Origin of the sequence: Flavobacterium ustbae (assembly GCF_003946915.1) — a bacterium.
In the GTDB taxonomy this organism is placed as follows: Bacteria; Bacteroidota; Bacteroidia; order Flavobacteriales; family Flavobacteriaceae; genus Flavobacterium; species Flavobacterium ustbae.
Genome location: NZ_RPOC01000001.1, coordinates 635,304 through 654,637 on the forward strand (window position 1 = coordinate 635,304; position 19,334 = coordinate 654,637).

At 35.1% G+C, this 19,334-nt stretch carries 18 protein-coding genes; 2 read left to right on the plus strand and 16 right to left on the minus strand.

Annotation, left to right across the window (positions count from 1 at the left end; all coding sequences use genetic code 11):
* Positions 1 to 65: 65 nt before the first annotated feature.
* From EG814_RS02735 to EG814_RS02760, 6 genes are all read right to left on the minus strand, one after another.
* Positions 66 to 935 carry an LpxL/LpxP family acyltransferase gene (locus EG814_RS02735; protein WP_125718652.1) on the minus strand — a complete coding sequence of 290 codons (870 nt, stop codon included), beginning with the start codon at positions 933 to 935 and terminating at the stop codon, positions 66 to 68.
* Entirely contained in the window at positions 936 to 1,190 is a 255-nt protein-coding gene (locus tag EG814_RS02740) for an acyl carrier protein (protein WP_125718654.1), read from the minus strand.
* A complete protein-coding gene (locus EG814_RS02745) occupies positions 1,183 to 2,418 on the minus strand; it encodes a beta-ketoacyl-[acyl-carrier-protein] synthase family protein (RefSeq protein WP_125718656.1) in 1,236 nt (411 codons plus the stop codon). The genes EG814_RS02740 and EG814_RS02745 overlap by 8 nt, the downstream gene beginning before the upstream one ends.
* A gap of 196 nt (positions 2,419 to 2,614) precedes the next feature.
* Entirely contained in the window at positions 2,615 to 3,346 is a 732-nt protein-coding gene (gene fabG / locus EG814_RS02750; protein ID WP_125718658.1) for a 3-oxoacyl-ACP reductase FabG, read from the minus strand.
* Between the two features lie 87 nt (positions 3,347 to 3,433).
* Complete coding sequence (locus tag EG814_RS02755) at positions 3,434 to 4,669, minus strand: WG repeat-containing protein (protein ID WP_125718660.1); 1,236 nt, start codon at positions 4,667 to 4,669, stop codon at positions 3,434 to 3,436.
* A 150-nt stretch (positions 4,670 to 4,819) separates the two neighbouring features.
* Positions 4,820 to 6,340: an HAL/PAL/TAL family ammonia-lyase gene (locus tag EG814_RS02760; RefSeq protein WP_125718663.1), complete on the minus strand. Its 1,521-nt coding sequence runs from the start codon at positions 6,338 to 6,340 to the stop codon at positions 4,820 to 4,822.
* Positions 6,341 to 6,441: 101 nt separating this feature from the next.
* Here EG814_RS02760 and EG814_RS02765 point away from each other — a divergent pair, with 101 nt between their 5' ends.
* The gene (locus tag EG814_RS02765) at positions 6,442 to 7,692 is read left to right on the plus strand and encodes an NAD(P)/FAD-dependent oxidoreductase (RefSeq protein WP_125718665.1); all 1,251 of its coding nucleotides are present in this window, start codon (positions 6,442 to 6,444) and stop codon (positions 7,690 to 7,692) included.
* 35 nt (positions 7,693 to 7,727) lie between these two features.
* Here the strand turns inward: EG814_RS02765 and EG814_RS02770 are convergent, their stop codons facing one another.
* From EG814_RS02770 to EG814_RS02795, 6 genes are all read right to left on the minus strand, one after another.
* On the minus strand, positions 7,728 to 7,844 hold the full coding sequence (locus EG814_RS02770) for an IS3 family transposase (RefSeq protein ID WP_125719095.1): 117 nt from the start codon (positions 7,842 to 7,844) through the stop codon (positions 7,728 to 7,730).
* Positions 7,835 to 8,440: a hypothetical protein gene (locus EG814_RS02775; protein ID WP_125718667.1), complete on the minus strand. Its 606-nt coding sequence runs from the start codon at positions 8,438 to 8,440 to the stop codon at positions 7,835 to 7,837. The genes EG814_RS02770 and EG814_RS02775 overlap by 10 nt, the downstream gene beginning before the upstream one ends.
* 192 nt (positions 8,441 to 8,632) lie before the next feature.
* Positions 8,633 to 8,968: an L-rhamnose mutarotase gene (locus EG814_RS02780; protein WP_125718669.1), complete on the minus strand. Its 336-nt coding sequence runs from the start codon at positions 8,966 to 8,968 to the stop codon at positions 8,633 to 8,635.
* 12 nt (positions 8,969 to 8,980) lie between these two features.
* A complete protein-coding gene (locus tag EG814_RS02785; protein WP_125718670.1) occupies positions 8,981 to 9,835 on the minus strand; it encodes a fumarylacetoacetate hydrolase family protein in 855 nt (284 codons plus the stop codon).
* 227 nt (positions 9,836 to 10,062) lie between these two features.
* Entirely contained in the window at positions 10,063 to 10,827 is a 765-nt protein-coding gene (locus EG814_RS02790) for an SDR family NAD(P)-dependent oxidoreductase (protein WP_125718671.1), read from the minus strand.
* A gap of 245 nt (positions 10,828 to 11,072) precedes the next feature.
* Positions 11,073 to 12,728 (minus strand): UxaA family hydrolase, encoded by a 1,656-nt coding sequence (locus tag EG814_RS02795; protein WP_125718672.1) that lies wholly within the window; start codon positions 12,726 to 12,728, stop codon positions 11,073 to 11,075.
* A gap of 171 nt (positions 12,729 to 12,899) precedes the next feature.
* On the opposite strand from EG814_RS02795, the gene EG814_RS02800 reads away from it, so the two are divergent.
* Positions 12,900 to 13,763, plus strand: a complete 864-nt coding sequence (locus EG814_RS02800; protein WP_125718673.1) for an AraC family transcriptional regulator — start codon at positions 12,900 to 12,902, stop codon at positions 13,761 to 13,763.
* 141 nt (positions 13,764 to 13,904) lie between these two features.
* On the opposite strand, the gene EG814_RS02805 is transcribed toward EG814_RS02800, so the two are convergent.
* From EG814_RS02805 to galK, 4 genes are all read right to left on the minus strand, one after another.
* Positions 13,905 to 14,684: an SDR family oxidoreductase gene (locus tag EG814_RS02805; RefSeq protein ID WP_125718674.1), complete on the minus strand. Its 780-nt coding sequence runs from the start codon at positions 14,682 to 14,684 to the stop codon at positions 13,905 to 13,907.
* 337 nt (positions 14,685 to 15,021) lie between these two features.
* On the minus strand, positions 15,022 to 16,707 hold the full coding sequence (locus EG814_RS02810) for a sodium/sugar symporter (protein ID WP_125718676.1): 1,686 nt from the start codon (positions 16,705 to 16,707) through the stop codon (positions 15,022 to 15,024).
* 250 nt (positions 16,708 to 16,957) lie between these two features.
* Entirely contained in the window at positions 16,958 to 18,016 is a 1,059-nt protein-coding gene (locus EG814_RS02815) for a UDP-glucose--hexose-1-phosphate uridylyltransferase (protein ID WP_125718678.1), read from the minus strand.
* A gap of 17 nt (positions 18,017 to 18,033) precedes the next feature.
* On the minus strand, positions 18,034 to 19,194 hold the full coding sequence (gene galK, locus EG814_RS02820; RefSeq protein ID WP_125718680.1) for a galactokinase: 1,161 nt from the start codon (positions 19,192 to 19,194) through the stop codon (positions 18,034 to 18,036).
* Positions 19,195 to 19,334 lie beyond the last annotated feature (140 nt).

Below are 19,334 nucleotides of genomic sequence, written 5' to 3' on the forward strand. Positions count from 1 at the left end.
TCTAATCTTTTTAATCTGTGGCAAAAAATAAAAAAACTTTGGGTCTTAGCGTCTTTGTGGCAAGACTATCTCCAGAAATCAAAGTAGTTGAACCATTGCAAAGGGTATTTTTGCAGAATGCTTTCAACGCTTTTTATATATTCTTTTAAAAGTGCTTTTTCGTCGCGGTGTTTTACTTCGGCTTCTCTGGCGTATAAATGATAATGAAGATTGGGTTCTTTCATTACATACACAAAAACAACAGGAACTTTTAATCGGGAAGCAATTAAAAATGGACCCGCAGGAAATTTAGCTTCTTTGCCTAATAAATTTTCAGATAAAAATTTACTTCCTTCAAAATATCTATCGCCTGTAAAGCAGATTAATTCGTTATTGGCCAAAGCAGCATTGATTTCAAAAATATGAGAGAGATCTTCTTTGATGATAATAAATTTTACGGTAGGTTTTTGAGAAACGCTTTCGAGATAATTCTTAATAGCAGAATGTTCGAGATCTGTAGTAACTAGGTTAATCTGGAAATTGAGGTCAATATCTCCTAAAAAATGTTCTGCGATTTCAAAATTACCAACATGCGCGCTAATTAAAACACCGCCTTTTTTTTCGGCAAGAAGTCTTTTTAAAGTTTCTATTCCGTCAAATTCGTAAGTAAATTTGTTTCGCATTCCTGCAGAAATAGAAACTTTATCAATAATAGTCTGTCCAAAAGTATAATAACTTTTGAAAACCATTTTTTTTGATTTGAAATAGGAATACTGAAGCCTTTCTTTAAAATAGTAGAAAATCGCTTTATTGCTTTTTCTTAGAAATAAAAAATAGTAAGAAGCAACAAAGTAAAGTAGGGCATAAGCAGCTTTTACACCCGCTTTTCGAATCAAAAAAACGAATATTCTATATCCTAAAACAGTTCCTTTGGATTTGCCATCCCATTGATTCATTTAAGCAGATTTGGCCTTTATTTTATTTTCGATTAAATCATAGAAACTTTGAAAATCAGAAATTCCAACAAAATCTGCTTCAACTAGTTTTACACCAAAGTTTGCCTCTATTGAAACTACCAAATCAACATAATCCAAACTGTCTAATCCAAGTGTATCTTTTAAATTAGCATCTGGTTCAATGTCATCATTGTCTACTTCAAATTCATCAACTAAAAAACCGTTAATTCTTGCTATAATCTCTTCTTTATTCATTGTCCAATTTAAACTTTTTAACCACCAACGCAGAGTTGGTTCCTCCGAACCCGAAAGAATTGGACAAAAATATGTCAAATTTTTTGTTTAACGTAGTTTTAACTAAATTTAATTTTGACGCATCTTCATCTGGATTTTCTAAATTGATGTTTGGGGCGATAAAATCGTGCTGCATCATTAAGATAGAATAAATGATTTCGCTTGCTCCAGCCATCCAGCATTCATGCCCAGTCATTGATTTTGTGGAGCTTACAGGCGGATTTTTTTCTCCAAAAACTTCAAAAATAGCTTTTGCTTCATTTGCATCTCCAACAGGTGTTGAGGTTGCATGGGCATTAATATATTCAATATCTGATGCTTGTAGTTTTGCCTCTTCAAGAGCACGTTTCATCGCTGTTGCCGGACCTTCTACATTTGGAGTTGAGATATGTCCGCCGTTTGAAGAGAATCCGTAACCACCGATTTCGGCAATAATATTGGCGCCACGGGCTACAGCAGATTCGTAACTTTCCAGAATTAAAGTTGCGCCTCCGCCACTCGGAATCAATCCGTCACGATCAGAATCAAAAGGTCTAGAGGCTTTTGTCGGATCGCCTTGTCTATTAGAAAAAACACCTAATCCGTCAAAACTGCTCATCGCATATTTATTAATTTCCTGCGCTCCGCCGGTAATAACAATGTCTTGAAATCCGCTTTTAATTAAAAAATAGGCTAAACCAATAGAGTGTGAACCGCTGGCACAAGCAGCACTTACGGTTAAATTAATCCCGCGAAGTTTAAAAATCGTGGAGAGATTCATGGTAACGGTAGAATTCATAGATTTAAAAATGGCACCAGAACCAATAAGAGCGGTGTCTTTTTTCTCGCGAACAATATCTGTAGCGTCGATGATGGCTTTAGAAACACTGTCATTTCCGTACATAATTCCAACTTCTCTATCGTCAAAAAAGGCATCGTCAATTCCGGCATTTTTCAAAGCTTCTATAGTGGCCATATAAGCATATTCGGTTTCTTCACCGATGCTCATGCGTTGTCTGCGTGTCAAAAGATTTTTTAAATCGGTTTTCGGAACCATTCCCGTCAAGGCCGATTGAAAACCAAATTCTTTTCGTTCAGCATCAAACTGAATACCAGATTTTCCTTCGTACAAAGAATCTTTTACTTCGTCTAAAGAAGTTCCGATACACGAATAAATTCCCATTCCAGTAATTACAACTCTTCTATTCATTTTTTTATAGTGACAAAGGTTCATAGTGACAAGGCGACAAAGTAACGAAGATTTTTAATCTCGCAAAGTCGCTAAGGCGCAAAGTTTTTTCTTTTAAAATGTTTTTTATAATAGAACTTTGCGACTTAGCGTCTTTGCGAGCAATTTTTAAGTATTTAATAAAAAAACTTAAAACATACTTTGTACGCTTTGTATATTAAGAATATATTCCGCCGTTTATGTTTATAATTTCACCAGTGATATAACTTGCTTTTTTAGAAATCAAAAAGCTTACCAAATCTGCGACTTCTTCGGCTTCGCCAAAACGGTTTACCGGAATCAGTTTTAATAATTCTTTTTCGTCCAGTTGGCTTGTCATGTCGGTTCTAATAAAACCTGGAGCGACAGCATTGACCGTAATATTTCTTTTGGCAACTTCTTGAGCCAAGGCTTTGGTTGCGGCTACAATCGCGCCCTTTGCTGCCGAATAATTGGTTTGTCCTGCAGTTCCTTTTACACCAGAAACCGAAACCAGATTTACAATACGGCCGTATTTGTTGCGTAACATTTTCTGTATAAAAAACTGCGTAACATTAAAGAAACCGTTTACACTAGTATTCAAAACGCCGTTCCAGTCTTGAGGAGTCATCCACATAAAAAGTCCGTCTTTTGTAATTCCGGCGTTGTTGACAATTGCTTCAACCAATTTTTCAGGATTTTCTTCCTGCCATTGGTTTAAAACATTTTGCACTTCTTCAAAATTAGAAACATCAAAACCTAAGATTTCTCCCGTTGCGCCCAATTTTTGCACTTCTTGTAATGTTTCTTCGGCAGCTGTTTTATTCGAATGGTAATTAATCAGAATATGATAATCGGATTCTACGGCAAGTTTTTTACAGATAGCACTTCCAATTCCTCTCGAACCGCCTGTTACTAATACACATTTCATTTAATGTAGGTTTTATTGATCGTGAAATCGCTTTTGCAATAAGAGCGATTTCACGATGTAAATTTTATAATTTATTGGAGATAAATACTATTTCTTTTTTTTCGGTGCCGGCTTAGCAGCTGGTTTACTTGCAGATTTTACAGCTGGCTTAGTTTCTTGTTTTGGTTTTTCGGCGGGAGCTGCAGCAGGCTGAGGTTTTTCTGCGCTTTTAGAAAACAATTCAGCATTTTCAAACCATTGATTGCTTAAAACTGTTCCGTCAGGTCTTAGAAATCCCCATTTTCCTTCGTTTTTAACTCTAGCCAAACCATCAATAAAACCTTTGTCTTGTTTCACAAATAGAGAAACAATAAATCCGTTTGAAGTGATACCATATTGAGTTGGAATTACTAATTTTCCAGATTCATTAATAAATCCCCAATTGCTTTCTTTTACTGGGGCCAAACCATTTGAGCTGAAAACTTCTGCATCGCTGTAAGTTGGTTCAATTACAAATTTTCCTTCTGGATTAATAAATCCCCATTTTTTTCCAACCAAAACAGGAGCTAAATTTTTAGAAAACGCTTTTCCTTTATCATAAATAGGAAGAATGATCCAGTTTCCTTTTAAATCAATGTAACCAATTTTTCCGTTCTTTTTAGCGTAAGTCAAATCTTGGGTTTCAAAATCCCATATTTTTTCGGCACCGTCAACCGGAATAAATTTTCCGCTGCTTACCAATCCGAAAGTTTTATCTTTTCTAGCCCAAGTTGTGCCTTTAAAATAATTTCCGATTTCTGTATAAACAGGTTCAACCAATTCTTTTCCTTCTGTATTGATAATTCCCCAGTTTTTGTTTAGTTCCACTCTTGCGTAACCATTTTCAAAAGGCTTGATCTGATCGTATTTTGGTTCCAGAACAATTGCCATTTTGTTATTGATCAGTCCAACTTTATTATTTTGTCTGATGAAAGCAACGCCTTCATTAAAATCAAATACTTTTTCTGTTGCAGGAGCTTTTTGAATTTCTCCTTTTGTATTGATATAAACCCAGTCTTTATCTTTTTGTACAACAGCAATTCCGCTGTTAAAATCTTTAGCATCTTTAAAATCTGCGGGAATTACAAAACTCCCTTTAGTATCAATAAATCCCCATTTTCCACCATTTTCTGCGACAGCTAAACCTTCAGAAAAACTTTTGGCAGATTTAAACTGAGGTTCTATTTTAAAAGATCCGTCTTTGGCAATATATCCAATTTTCGAATTTTTCTTAACTAATGCCAGTTCTTGACTATTAACAACTTGAATAAATACTAGCAGTAAAAAAATAAATGTCTTTTTCATGATTTTTAAAATTCAATTTTTAATGATTAAAAAGTTAAAACTCTTTTGGGGCATTGTTTTTTTTAACACATAGAGACATAGTTTTGGATTTCTTAAAAAAGGCGTTTCACTTTTCTCAAATTCACAAGGCTTAATCTCTAAATTTTTTCTTTAACTGTTGATCAGGTAGTCTTTTACTTTTTGAACAAAAGGATACATCACCATATCTTCTTTGAAAGTTGGAATGATCTTTCGAACATCATCGTACCATTTTCTGGTGACAGACGAAATTTTATCTTTTTGCTCTAAATAATCGATTGCCTGAACGATTGTAATTAATTCGATAGCCAAAACCTCAAATGAGTTTTCGATTACTTTTGATGTAATAACAGCCGAGTTTGTTCCCATACTTACAATGTCTTGATTGTCATTGTTGTTCGGAATACTGTGTACGTACATTGGGTTTGAAAGCATCTGACTTTCAGCCGTTGTCGAAGTCGCTACGAACTGAACGCCCTGCATTCCGAAATTGAAACCTAAAGTTCCTAAGTTTACGAATGGAGGCAGTAATTCGTTGATTTTTGAATTCAATAAATAATTCAACTGACGTTCTGCCAACATCGTTAATTTGGTAATAACAATTTTTAGTTTATCCATTTCTAGCGAAATATAATCTCCGTGGAAATTTCCGCCGTGGTAAACGTGTTTGTTTTTTACGTCTATAATTGGGTTGTCGTTTGCCGAGTTAAATTCGTCTTCTAAGATAGAAGCTACATTATTAATAGTTTCTAAAACTGGTCCCAAAATTTGAGGAACACATCTTAATGAATAATATTCCTGAACTTTTTCTTTGAAGATTTCTTCTGTATTTTCCCCAGAATATAAATGGTCTTCTCTTTTACGGATCAACGTACTGTCAGCAAGATTTTTTCTCATCTTTTCAGCCACTTCCTGCTGTCCTTTATGACGTTTGGTCTGGTTTAATTCTTCAGAAAAATGATCATCATACGCCTGAACCAATTCGTTAATGGCGCAAGAAGCTTTTAATGACCAATCTAATAGTTTATTAGCATAATGCACATTTACGACTCCAATTCCTGTCATTACAGAAGTTCCGTTGATTAACGCCAAACCTTCTCTAATTTCTACCTGAATTGGTTGTAAACCTTCGATTTCGAAAACTTCCTGAGTTGGACGTCTTTCACCTTTATAAAAAACTTCGCCTTCGCCAATTAAAACCAAAGCCAAGTGCGATAATTGTACTAAATCTCCACTTGCACCAACACCTCCATGTTCGAAAATTAAAGGCGTAATATCTCTATTGATTAATTCTGCCATTAAATGAATAACAGAAGGATGAACTCCAGAATTTCCCAAAGAAAGCGTGTTCATACGAGCCAAAATAGCTGCTTTTGCACACTCCGCATTCAACGGTTTTCCTGTTCCAGAAGAGTGGCTTCTAATTAAATTATATTGCAGCTGAATTTGGTCAGACTCTTTAATTCTATATTGAGCCATTGGACCAAAGCCAGTATTTACGCCGTAGATTACTTTATTTCCTGAGAATTCTTTTAAGAAATTAAAACTTTCGTTTACTCGATTTAAGACCACATCGCTTATCGCAACTTTGTTTTTTCCAAAGATTATGGCTTCAAATTCAGCTAAACTTAAATATTCATTTATTGTATTCATCAAATCGATTTTGGTTGTGCTAATTTAATTTTATTTATCAAAATAAATGTAGTTATTTTGATGATGGCAAATGTAGGTTAATTAATGATAATAATTCTAATATGACAAAGGAGTTTGTTGATGTTTTAGTGATTGGTGCAGGACCATCTGGATGTGTTTCGGCATCTTATCTTTTTAAGAACAATGTTAAGGTAAAAGTTGTAGAGAAAACAAAGTTTCCGAGACTTGTTGTTGGTGAAAGCCTTATTCCGCGTGTAATGGACCATTTTGCTGAGGCAGAATTGTTTGATGCGCTTGATGCGATGAATTTTGAAAAGAAATTAGGAGCTCGTTTTATTAGAGGCGAAGAAATTTGCAATTTTGATTTCAGTAAAAAATTTGGTGAAGGTTGGGATTGGACTTGGCAAGTTCCTAGAGCTGATTTTGACAATACAATGGCGCAGGAAATTGTGCGTAAAGGAATTGATTTGGAATTTGAAACCGAAGTTTTGGAAGTTTCTTTTGAAGGAAAAAATTCTAAAACGATTGTAAAAGACAAAGACGGAAATCTAAAAGAAATTCACGCCAAATTTATTATCGATTCTAGCGGTTACGGACGCGTTTTGCCAAGACTTTTAGATTTGGACACACCATCTAAATTAGATCCGCATTCTTCTATATTTACACACGTAGAAGACATTAACAGACCAGAAGGCGAGGAAGGAACGCAGATCTCGTTTGACATTCTTGAAACTCAAGTCTGGCTTTGGGTAATTCCGTTTTCTAACGGAAATACGAGTTTGGGAATTGTAGGTCCGACCGATTTTATTAATTCGCTTTCTACTAATAGAGACAATGCAGAGGCTTTAAGAAATGCCATTCAGAAATCAGATTATTATATAAAAAGATTTAAAGGAACTGAGTTTTTATTCGAACCTGTAAAACTCGAAAACTATTCGAGAGCTGTAAAAAGAATGTACGGCGATGGCTTTGCTTTAACAGGAAACAGTTCAGAATTCTTAGATCCGGTTTTTTCTTCAGGAGTTGCGTTTGCAACCGAATCTGGAATGCTGGCAGCAAAATTATATTTGAAAGAATCGCAAGGAATTGAAGTAAACTGGGAAACTGAATTTACAGAATACATGAAAAAAGGGATCGCCGTTTTTACCACTTATGTGCAAGAATGGTATACCGGAAATCTACAGACATTATTCTTTCATCAGCCAGAAAACCCAGATGTAAAAGAAAAAATATGCGCGGTTTTAGCAGGATATGTCTGGAACGAAGAAAATCCGTTTGTAAAGAAACACGATCACGTAATAGCAAATATGGCGTATTTATTGAATATGCAGAAAGAACAAAGCCCTGAATAATTAGACGGCACCCAAAAGTTTAGACAAATTTATAATTAAGTTTGATAATAATGAGCTCGATATTTTATCGGGCTCATTTTGTTTAGATTTGATTTAATTCTTTCGTTATTGTAATAGATTATATATTTATTAATTTCTTTTTTTATTTGTATGCTTTCTTAGAAATAAGTTTAGATAAAGTTTTGGCCGTTTTAGCATAACCTTCTCCAATTCTTGATTCATTGCTAAAGTTATTTCCCCATTGATCTCCAGGAGCTTCTTCGCTTGTAATTTCTAATAAGACATTAGATTTATTGTCAGTTTCTACAAATTTTAAATTAGTAGTAACTTTTGCAGGCTGTTTCATAATTCCAGCATCCCAGCCTGGATAAATCCAAACTGTTTTTACAATTAGAGTGTAAGGTGTTTGTAATCCTTCCTGAAAGTTTAAATCTTTTTTTTCTTTGGTTAAAACAATATTGGCGATTTCTAAAAATTTTGGAGTCCAGATTTGGTCTTTTGCTGCAATCCATTTTTTCTCCCAAATTTTTCCGTTTCCTTTTGCTTTTTTATCCAAGTCAGCTTTGTGTTCTTCAACGTACTGTGCTTCTGGTTTGTTTTCTTTCATCATGGTAAAGTTGCTGTAATCAAACTCGACGTTCATTTCCTTTTGATCTTTAATGAAATGGAAATCTCCTTTAATGACATTCATGTCTTGAGCAAATGCAGCTCCTGAAAAAAGGAAGCATGCAATAAGTAATTTTTTCATTTTTTGAATTTAGTTAATTATTTTTTTCGGGATAAATATATCTAAAAAAACGAAATGCAATCTTTTTTATTATAACAAATATTCTTGTTAATACTAAAAAGCGAGAACCCCAATTTTGGAATTCTCGCTTTTACAAAAAAAATATAATTAAAAATTACAGACTCTTTTGCAAGAAGCTGTTTCTTTTTGAGATTAAAGCTGAAAAATTTTATCCATCAAAATCCATTTTTGTCCCGGTTTTGCCCAAGGTAAAGCTTGTTGGAATTTCCACATTAGAGTTTCCCATTCCTGAACTTTTTCGTTGGCTGCATCGGCTGCGTCTTTTTTTTCAAAAGAGAAATTTTCATCTCCTTCAATAATCATAAACAAACGATTTCCGGTGCAGTAGATATCCAGAACTTCGATACCCGAATCCTGAATACTTTTTTTGATTTCTGGCCAGATATTTTCGTGCAGTTGTTTATATTCTGCAATTAAATTTTGATCGTCTTTTAAATCTAAGGCCAAACAGAATTTTTGTGCTGCCATATTAATTTTTATTTATGAATACGCTACGGCAGTTTGTTTACTTGTGCCTAAACCTTCAATTCCTAATTCGATTACGTCGCCCGCTTTAATGTAAATCGGATCTGGTTTAATTCCTAATCCAACTCCTGGAGGCGTTCCTGTACTGATCACATCGCCAGGAAGCAATGTCATAAACTGGCTTAAATAATGTACTAAAAATGGAATCTTGAAAATCAAGTTGGAAGTATTACTGTTTTGGAAAGTTTTTCCGTTTACAGTCAGCCACATTTTAAGATTGTTTACATCTCCCGCTTCGTCTGGTGTAACCATTGTTGGCCCAAGAGGAGCGAAGGTATCAGAACCTTTTCCTTTTGCCCATTGCCCGCCTCTTTCGATTTGGAAAGCTCTTTCGCTGTAATCGTTCAACAAGCAATATCCTGCGATGTAGTTTGGTGCATCTTCTTCAGAAACGTAGCTTGCTTTTTTACCCACAACAAAAGCCAATTCTACTTCCCAGTCTGTTTTTTCACTGTTTTTTGGGATGATCAAATTGTCGTTTGGTCCGCAAAGAGAAGTTGTAGATTTGAAGAAAATAATTGGTTCTTCTGGAATTGCAGCGCCTGTTTCTTCGCAGTGATCTACATAGTTTAATCCGATGCAGATAATTTTTGAAGGTCTTGCAACTGGCGACCCTAAACGTACGGAATCGCTAACTTCTGGTAAAGATGGATTGCTTTTTAAGGCTTCTTCTAATTTTTTTAATCCGTCATTTTCAAAAAATGCTTCGTTGTAATCTGTAGTTACGATAGACGAAACGTCGTATCTTTTATCATTTAGAAGAATTCCTGGTTTTTCTTTTCCTTCTTCTCCGAATCTAATAAGTTTCATATTCTTTTCTTTTTTAGTTTTTTTTTCTCCACGAATTGCTTCGCCTGTTCGCTATCGCTCGGGTCACGAATTATTTAAATCTTTAAAAATTTACGGCTTATTTTTTTTCGCCACGAATTCACGAATTTTTATTTCAATTATTCGTGAGATCTGCGTGAAAAAAAACACCTAGAATTTCACGAATCATAATTTGTATAAATTCGTGAATTCGTGGCTATATCTTTATTTTAGTTATTCAATTTAATAAATCCACCATCAATTGGGTAGTCTGAACCTGTGATGAAAGACGATTCGTCGCTGCAAAGGAATAATGCTAAAGTAGCGATTTCGTTTGGTTTTCCCATTCTTCCGATTGGTTGTGACTGAGATAACTTTTCGAAGATCTCTTCTTCTTTTCCTGGATAATTTTTAGCAATAAATCCGTCAACGAAAGGCGTATGAACACGCGCTGGCGAAATAGAATTACATCTAATTTTATCGTTCAAATAATCTTTTGCAACCGATAAAGTCATTGCCATAACTGCACCTTTTGCAGTAGAATAAGCAAAACGATCTGGAATTCCAACCCAGCAAGCGATAGAAGCAAGGTTTAGAATTACACCTCCGCCAGCACCTTTAAGCGCAGGAATCGAAGCGTGAAGACAGTTGTAAACTCCTTTTACGTTTACATTCATAATTCTGTCAAAATCAGATTCAGAAGTAGTGTCTACTTTTCCAACATGAGCAATTCCGGCATTGTTTACCAGAATATTAATGTTTCCGATTTTTTCGAAAGTTGATTTTACTTGTTCGTGGTTTGAAACGTCACAAGCGTGAGCAAAAACGCTTCCGCCAGCAGCTTTTATTTCTTCAACAGTTTCTTTTGCACTTTCTTCGGTTAATTCTAAAACGTGAACTTCAGCTCCCTGTTTTGCAAAAAGAACCGAAATCGCTCTTCCGATTCCGCTTCCGCCGCCTGTAATAATGGCTTTTTTGTTTTGTAATGAAAACATATTATGTGTGTTTAGTAAGTTATTTTTATCCTGTTGAGGGTAATTTTTAACACATAGAGACATAGTTTTTTTGAATTTAAAAGGCGTTTCACTTTATTAAAAATCATCCCGAAGCTTCGGGACTATGTGTGTAAACTAGTTTACTTTAATAACCTTTTGTAGATAAGAAAATCTATGTTTCTATGTATTTAAATTTATGCTTTTTGAATACACCCAATGTATTTATTTTTAGTTTGAAATTTAGCTTATAAAGATACGCCTCGTTTCCAAGGAATAAAATCATCTTGATTTAATTGTACCGCTTTTGGAATAATTTCGCCGCTCGCCGCTTTGATGCAATATTCTAAAATTTCTTCGCCCATTTCTTCAATAGATTTTTCTCCACTGATGATTGGTCCACAGTCAATATCGATAATGTCTTTCATTCTTGTTGCCAAAACAGAATTTGTAGCCACTTTAATTACAGGACAAACCGGATTTCCTGTCGGCGTTCCTAAACCTGTTGTAAACAAAATTAGAGTAGCGCCAGAAGCTGCTTTTCCTGTTGTAGCTTCAACATCATTTCCTGGTGTGCAAACTAAACTTAAACCTGGTTTTGTTACCAATTCGGTATAATCTAAAACATCAATTACAGGGGAAGTTCCGCCTTTTTTTGCTGCTCCAGCGCTTTTGATAGCGTCTGTAATTAAGCCGTCTTTGATGTTTCCCGGAGAAGGATTCATGTGGAAACCAGAACCCACTTTATGTGCCAGTTCATCGTAAGATTCCATTAAATCTATAAACTTTCTGGCTTTATCTTCGGTAACGCAACGATCAATTAAATTCTGTTCGGCTCCGCATAATTCTGGGAATTCGGCTAAAAGTATTTTTCCGCCTAAAGCGACAACCAAATCAGACGTATAACCAACGGCAGGATTTGCAGAAACACCGCTGAAACCGTCACTTCCGCCACATTTTACACCAATACATAAATCACTTAACGGCGCATCGGTTCTTTCGTATTTATTGATTTCAATTAAACCTTCAAATGTTTTTTTGATAGCGTTTGTAATCAAAACTTCTTCGCTTTCTGTTTGCTGTTGTTCAAAAATAAACAACGGTTTATCGAATTCTGGATTTTGTCTTTTTACATCATTTACAAAATCTTGAACTTGTAAATGCTGGCATCCTAAACTCAAAAGTGTGATTCCACCAACGTTCGGATGATTCGCATAAGAAGCCAACAAAGCGCTCAAAGTAGAAGCATCCTGACGCGTTCCACCGCAACCTCCTTGATGATTTAAGAATTTGATTCCGTCTACATTTTCAAAAACACGTTTGTTTTTTGGCGTCGGATTCATTTCGATATTAATATCATTGATGTCATTTCCGTTCAAATAACCTTCCAGCAATTCGTGTGTAAACTGATTGTATTTATCCGTTACCGCATAACCTAGTTGTTTGTGAAGCGCTTCTTTTATAACGTCAAGATTTCTGTTTTCACAAAAAACAGTTGGTACAAAAAGCCAGTAATTGGCTGTTCCAACGCGTCCGTCTTTTCTTTTGTAACCTTTAAAAGTTCGGTTTTCAAATTTAGAGACATCTGGTGCGGTCCATTCGTAAGAAGCATTTCTATAGGCGTAAGGATCTGCAGCGTGTTTCAAGTTTTCGGTTGTCATTAAACTTCCCTGCGGAACATCGTATTGTACTTTTCCAACCAAAACACCGTACATATTTACCTCTTCTCCCTGCTTCATATCCTGCATGTAGAATTTATGTTTGGCTTTGATGAGGTCTTTTAAAACGTAAGATTCATTTTCAAAATGAATGGTTTCTCCCTTTTGAAGATCGGTCAGGGCAACCAAAACATTATCATCCGGATGTAGTTTTACAACCAGTTTTTTTGTGTTATTCTCAGACATTGCTTGTTGTTTTTTTCTTTTTTTGTGTCGTCACTTTTTAGTTTTCAAATCAATTTAACTCCTTGATTTTCTTTAAAACTAGGGCAGTAAACAAAAAATAAAAGTAGTTTTTTTATCCATTGGTTATTAGTCTAATATTATCCTTATATAATCTTTTATTATCTTTGTAATATGAAATTAGAGCAAACCAAAATAACGTCATATCTCAACTCCAAAGTTTCAGTGCTGAATCGGATTGAACCGTTTTTTCAAGCGCCTTTTCATTCGCATCCCGAATTGGAATTGGTGTATGTAAAAGAGAGTTTTGGAAAGCGAATTATCGGAAATTCTGTTATGCCGTTTGAGCCCGGCGATATGGTTTTTCTGGGTTCGGATATCCCACACGTTTGGTTGAATGATGAGAAATATTATCAAGGAATTGAAGAGTTGAAAGCCAATTCGATTGTGGTTTATTTCAATAAAGATATTTTTGGATCTGCTTTTTATGAATTGCAGGAAACCCAAAAAATAAACGAACTTTTTGTTCAGGCTGGAAAAGGGATTTCGATTATCGGAAAAACGAATAAACAGATTGCCAAAAAACTAGAAAAATTAGTTGCCAAAAAAGACTTTGAAGTAATTGTCGGACTTTTCGAGATTTTGTCAATGCTTTCTGAAAGTCACGATAAGATTTACATTAATGATGAAATTTATTCCTTAATGCAAAAGGATTCCAAAACGGATCGCATTTCGGAGGTTTTTCAATATGTCAATAAAAATTACAAAAAGAATATTTCCTTAGAAGAAATTGCCGCTGTCGCGAATATGACGCGAACGTCTTTCTGCAGAATGTTCAAACTCAAAACCAAGAAAAATTTCATGGATTATCTGCATGAAATCAGAATTTCGAACGCCTGTAAATTGTTATTAGAAACAGATAAAAGTATGTCTGAGATTGCTTATGCGTGCGGTTACAAAACGGCTTCTAATTTTAATAAGCTTTTTAAAAAATGTAAAGGAATAACGCCGACGGAGTTTAAGAGTAGTGCTATATGACGGGAAAAAATTAGCCACGAATTCACGAATTAAAATGAGTAAAAATCTGTGAAATTTTGTATTAAAAAGTACTGTAAATTTCACAAATTACTATTTGTAAAAATTCGTGAATTCGTGGCGAAAAAAATTTGTGAAAAAAAATTAAATTGATCGATCCAAATGGGTATAACCGCCATCCACATAAATAATTTGTCCGGTAGTGTGGCTTGATTTTTCAGACAATAGGAAAACCACCATGTTTGCGATTTCTTCTGCTGTTGTCATTCTATTTTCTAGTGGAATATTTTTAGTGATTGCAGCTAGTTTTTCTTCTTTATTTTCAAAAGTATTGATCCACGTTTCGTAAAGTGGTGTATAACATTCGGCTACAATTACGGCGTTTACACGAATGCTGTATTTTAGTAATTCAACTGCCCATTCTCTGGTTAAGGCATTTCTTCCTCCGTTGGAAGCGGCGTAAGCAGAAGTCCCGCCTTGTCCGGTTTCAGCAGTTTTAGAACCAATGTTTACGATGGCACCTTTTGATTCTTTCAAGTATGGAAGTGCGTGCTGCGCCATCAAATAATAATGAACCAAGTTTTTGTGAAGGGAAGCAGCGAAATCTTCATAATTTCCGTTTTCTAATCCAACGCCGTCATTAACTCCGGCATTGTTTACCAGTCCGTCAATTCTTCCGAATTCGGCGATTACGGCTTCAACGGCTTTTTTGCAGTCTTCGGGTTTGGTTAAATCGGCAGCAACTTGATGTGCTTCTTTTCCAATGGCTTTTAATTCTTCTACGGCTTTGATGTTGTCATTTTCGTTACGTCCAACGATAAACGGAATGGCATTTTCTTCGGCCAGAACTTTAACGATTCCTAAACCGATTCCTTTTGCACCGCCCGTAACGATAATGATTTTTTGGGTTAATGATAACTGCATGATTTTTATTTTAATTTAAATACTTTTAATTTTTTTTGCCACAGATTATAAGGATTAAAATGATTTTAAAAATCTGTGAGAGTAATTATGTTGCCACGAATTACACCAATTTACACCAATTTTAGAATAATTAAAAAAAAGAAATTAGTGTAAATTGGTGTAACTGCTTCGCCTGTTCGCTATCGCTCGGGTCGAGGCAAAAAGCACAGAAAAAAAATCATTTTAATCCTTATAATCTGTGGCAATATATCATTTAATAAACTCTTTTAAAAATTTACAGCTGTTGTTCATGACAAACAACAGCTGTAAAAATAGAGAGAATTAGAACTGATAATTTTTACCAGAACTTAACATAAAGCGCAATAATGATCAGCATCGTGATTACGATTAAGACCGTTGTCTGCGGTTTAACTTTGAACATTCCAGGCTCAGTCTCGAATGCTTTAGGGTTTACTTTTGGTCCAGCGAAACTCATCAAGATCATCACCAACATTGTGAAGAAAAATGATAATCCCATACAGATGTGGAACGGAATTTCGTAAGCTCCTTTTCCGTTAGGGTAAGCCGTATATAAAAGTGTATCAGGTCCAAATAATGCAGGAGCGTATTCGTTGAATAAAACCGATAATACAAATCCTAAAATTACACCCACGATAGCAGCAGATCCTGTAGTTCTTTTCCAGAACATACCTAAGAAGAACATAGCAAAAACTCCAGGGCTAATGAATCCTGTGTATTTTTGGATGTAGGTAAATCCACCAACACCACCGATTCCTAAGATGTCATTCCATGTAAATAATACAGCTAAAAGCATTGCAGCAAATACGGCAAGTCTACCAATGTTTACTTGTTGTTTTTCGCCAGCATCTTTTTGAATGTATTTTTTATGAATATCTAAGGTATAGATTGTTGAAATACTGTTTACTTTTCCAGCCAAAGAAGCAACGATCGCCGCAGTTAAAGCCGCAACAGAAAGTCCCTTTAATCCTGTCGGAAGGAATGTTAGAATGGCAGAATAAGCACCGTCTTTTCCTCCAACCAATTGAGGCAATTGTCCGTTTGTATATAAAACGTAAGCCGCAATTCCAGGAAGCATTACGATAAGCGGCATTAATAATTTTAATAAACCAGCAAATAAAATTCCTGTACGAGCCGTTTGCAAATCTGCTCCAAGTGCTCTTTGTGTAATGTATTGGTTACATCCCCAGTAGTTTAAGTTGATGATCCAGATACCAGCAGCGTAAGATAACAATCCAGGGAAAGTTAAATATTTATCGATTTCTAACTGCGAAGATGTAGCAGTTGGTTTTGGAATAATCATTTTAAAATGCTCTGGTGCTTCTTTCATTAAAACTTTGAAACCGGCAATGGCATTTTCGCCAACTCCAAAAGCACTTCCAACAGTTGTCAATGCAATATAAGAAGTTACCAAACCTCCTATAATTAAAACGGCAACTTGAATAACGTCTGTATAAGCCACAACTTTCATTCCTCCAAGAGAAATAAATAGTGCAAAAATGGCTAATCCTAACATGATTACGTGCAGATATTCTCCGCCTGCAAGACCGTTAATAGCAACAGCTCCTAAATAAAGAATAGAAGTTAAGTTTACAAAAACGTATAAAAACAACCAGAAAACTGCCATAATCAATGCAGTAGATTCGTTGTAACGTGTTTTTAAGAATTGAGGCATCGTGTAGATCTTATTTTTAAGATATACCGGAATAAACCAGACAGCCACAATAATAAGTGCAACGGCAGCAAGCCATTCGTAAGCAGCAACAGCGATTCCTAAAAAGAAACCTTCACCACTCATTCCGATGAATTGTTCTGCAGAAATATTAGAAGCAATAAGAGAAGCTCCAATTGCCCACCATGTTAAATTTCCTTCAGCCAAAAAGTATGCTTTAGCATCCTGTTCGTCTTGTTTACGTTTGCGGTAAACAGTATAACCGTAGACAGAAACTACGATAAAATAGATAATAAAAACCGCATAATCTGCGACAGCGAGGTTTTGGTTCATTGTTAGTAGTATTTTAAATAATTATTATAAGGTTGTTTGTTTATGTGGTTTAAATTGTTTTTGTGTTGTTTAATCTTGTTAAAAATGCAAGATGTGTTTTATTTCTGTTATTTTTTTGCGAAAATAAAAGTAGAAGCCAAATGTAAAATAAAAATTTAGAAATCAGCTATTAGTAAATGTGTTTTTTACATTTATAAATAACAATTTGTGTTAAATTTTTGATTTTAGACTAAATTCCAACACGAAAGCGTTATGCTTTTACCATACTTTTATAATGCACATCTGAAAGCTGTCTTAAGATTTCGGCACTTTTTTCTGGAGTAATATCTCGCTGCGATTCGCCCATCATTTCGTATCCAACCATAAATTTCTTTACCGTTGCCGATCTTAACAATGGCGGGTAGAAGTGCATGTGAAAATGCCATTCTGGATGAAGCAATCCATCGGTTGGCGATTGGTGAATTCCTGAAGAATATGGAAAAGAAGTATTAAATAAATTGTCATACTTCGTAGTTAATTGCTTTAAGATTTTCGCGAAAGCGGTACTTTCTTCAGCAGTAAAATCGGTAATTTTATTTACGGCTCTTTTGCTTACAATCATCGTTTCGTAAGGCCAAATTGCCCAGAAAGGAACCAAAGCAACAAAATGATCATTTTCGATTACAATGCGATCGCCCACTTTTAATTCGGCTTTTACATAATCTTCTAGAAGCGTTCTTTGGTTTTTATCGTAATACGATTTTAAGCTGTTATGTGTTTTTTCCACCTGAGTTGGCAACGAAGATTGCGCCCAAATCTGACCGTGCGGGTGCGGATTGCTGCAACCCATCACGCTTCCTTTATTTTCAAAAATCTGAACGTGGTTGATGAATTTAATGTTTCCTAAATCGGTATATTCTTTTTGCCAAGTTTTGATGATGTTCTCAATATCTGCAATTTCCATTTCTGGTAACGTAAGATCGTGTCTTGGCGAAAAGCAAACAACTCGTGAAATTCCCTGCTCTGGTTTTGCTTTAAAAAAAGTATGTTTGATATCTTCTTCAAAAATAATTTCGTCCTGTTTCATAGCTGCAAAATCATTCTCAAAAACAAAACTGTTTTCGTAAGCGGGATTATGAGCTCCGTTGGCACGAACATTTCCTGGGCATAAATAACAAGTTGGATCGTATTGCGGAAGTTCTTCTGTAGAAATAACTTCGTTTTGTCCCTGCCAAGGTCGTTTAGAACGATGCGGAGAAACTAAAACCCATTCATTAATTAGGGGGTTGAAACGTCTGTGCGGATCTTCGTTAATGTCAAAATTTTTCATTGTAGTGTGTTGTGGTATTAAAGTAATGTTGTTCCGTTTGAGATTTTTACATCGTAGAATTTTAATTCAATTCCAAATGTATCTAAATAAAGCTTAGAGAACTTACGTTTTACCTCATTTTCATGCCCTTTTTTAACTAAATTAATAGTGCAACCTCCAAAACCACCGCCCATAAGTCGCGAACCAACGATGGTTTCATCTTCTTTTGCTGTATCAACAAGCATGTCTAATTCTTCGCAGCTTACCTCATATTCTTGCGATAAACCATAATGTGTTTCAAAAAGCAATTCGCCCAAAAGTTCGATATTGCCCGCGTCTAAAGCTTTGCAGGCCTTGATAACACGATTGATCTCTTTTACTACAAAATGAACTCTGCTGAAAACTTTTCCAGAAAATTTGTCTTTTAGACTCAAAACCTGTTCTTCGGTTGCATCTCTAAAACTTTTTACTTCTGGAAAATGGCTTTTTATGATTGATAAACCTTCTTCACATTCAATTCTTCTGGTATTGTATTCAGATGTAAAAAGCGAATGTTTTACATTAGAATCAAACAAAATCAGAGAATAATCTTTGAAGTCGGCGTTGTGATATTCAAAATCTAAAGTATTGCAATCTAACTGAATAACTTTATTTTCAAGTCCGTGAACGCTAGAAAACTGATCCATAATTCCGCAGTTGATTCCAACCCAATGTTCTGCTTTCTGACCTAATAATGCGATATCTTTTTTCTCCAATTTTAAATCAAAAAGAGATTTAATTCCGAAAATCATTCCGCATTCTAAAGCGGCCGAAGAAGACAATCCAGAGCCAACGGGAATATTACTGCTGAAAACGCAGTTGAAACCTTCAAAAGAAAATCCGTTATCTTGAAGCTGTTTGATAACCCCGCGAATATAATTCGTCCAAACCACATCGCTTAATTTTACTTCCTGAGTCAGATCGATTTCAAATTCTTCGTTTAAATCAATTGCGATTACTTTAGAAGTTTTGGAATTTTTTTTACCGAAAGCGAAACATATTATTTTGTCGATTGCAGCAGGTAAAACATAACCATCATTGTAGTCAATATGTTCTCCAATGATGTTGATTCTGCCTGGAGAAAGTACCGTTTTTTCTGGAGAAGTTCCGAAAGATTTCTCAAAAAAAGCAGTGGTATTCTGTATTAAAATATCATTCATTATATATAGTTAGTTGTATTGTGGTTTTTGGAATTGTATTAATATTTTTTTGAAATCATTTTTTCAATTAAAATTTAAATCGGCGTAAATCTGCTTTAATCTGTCTAAATCTGCGTGAAAAAATCTATACGCAAAGTTAT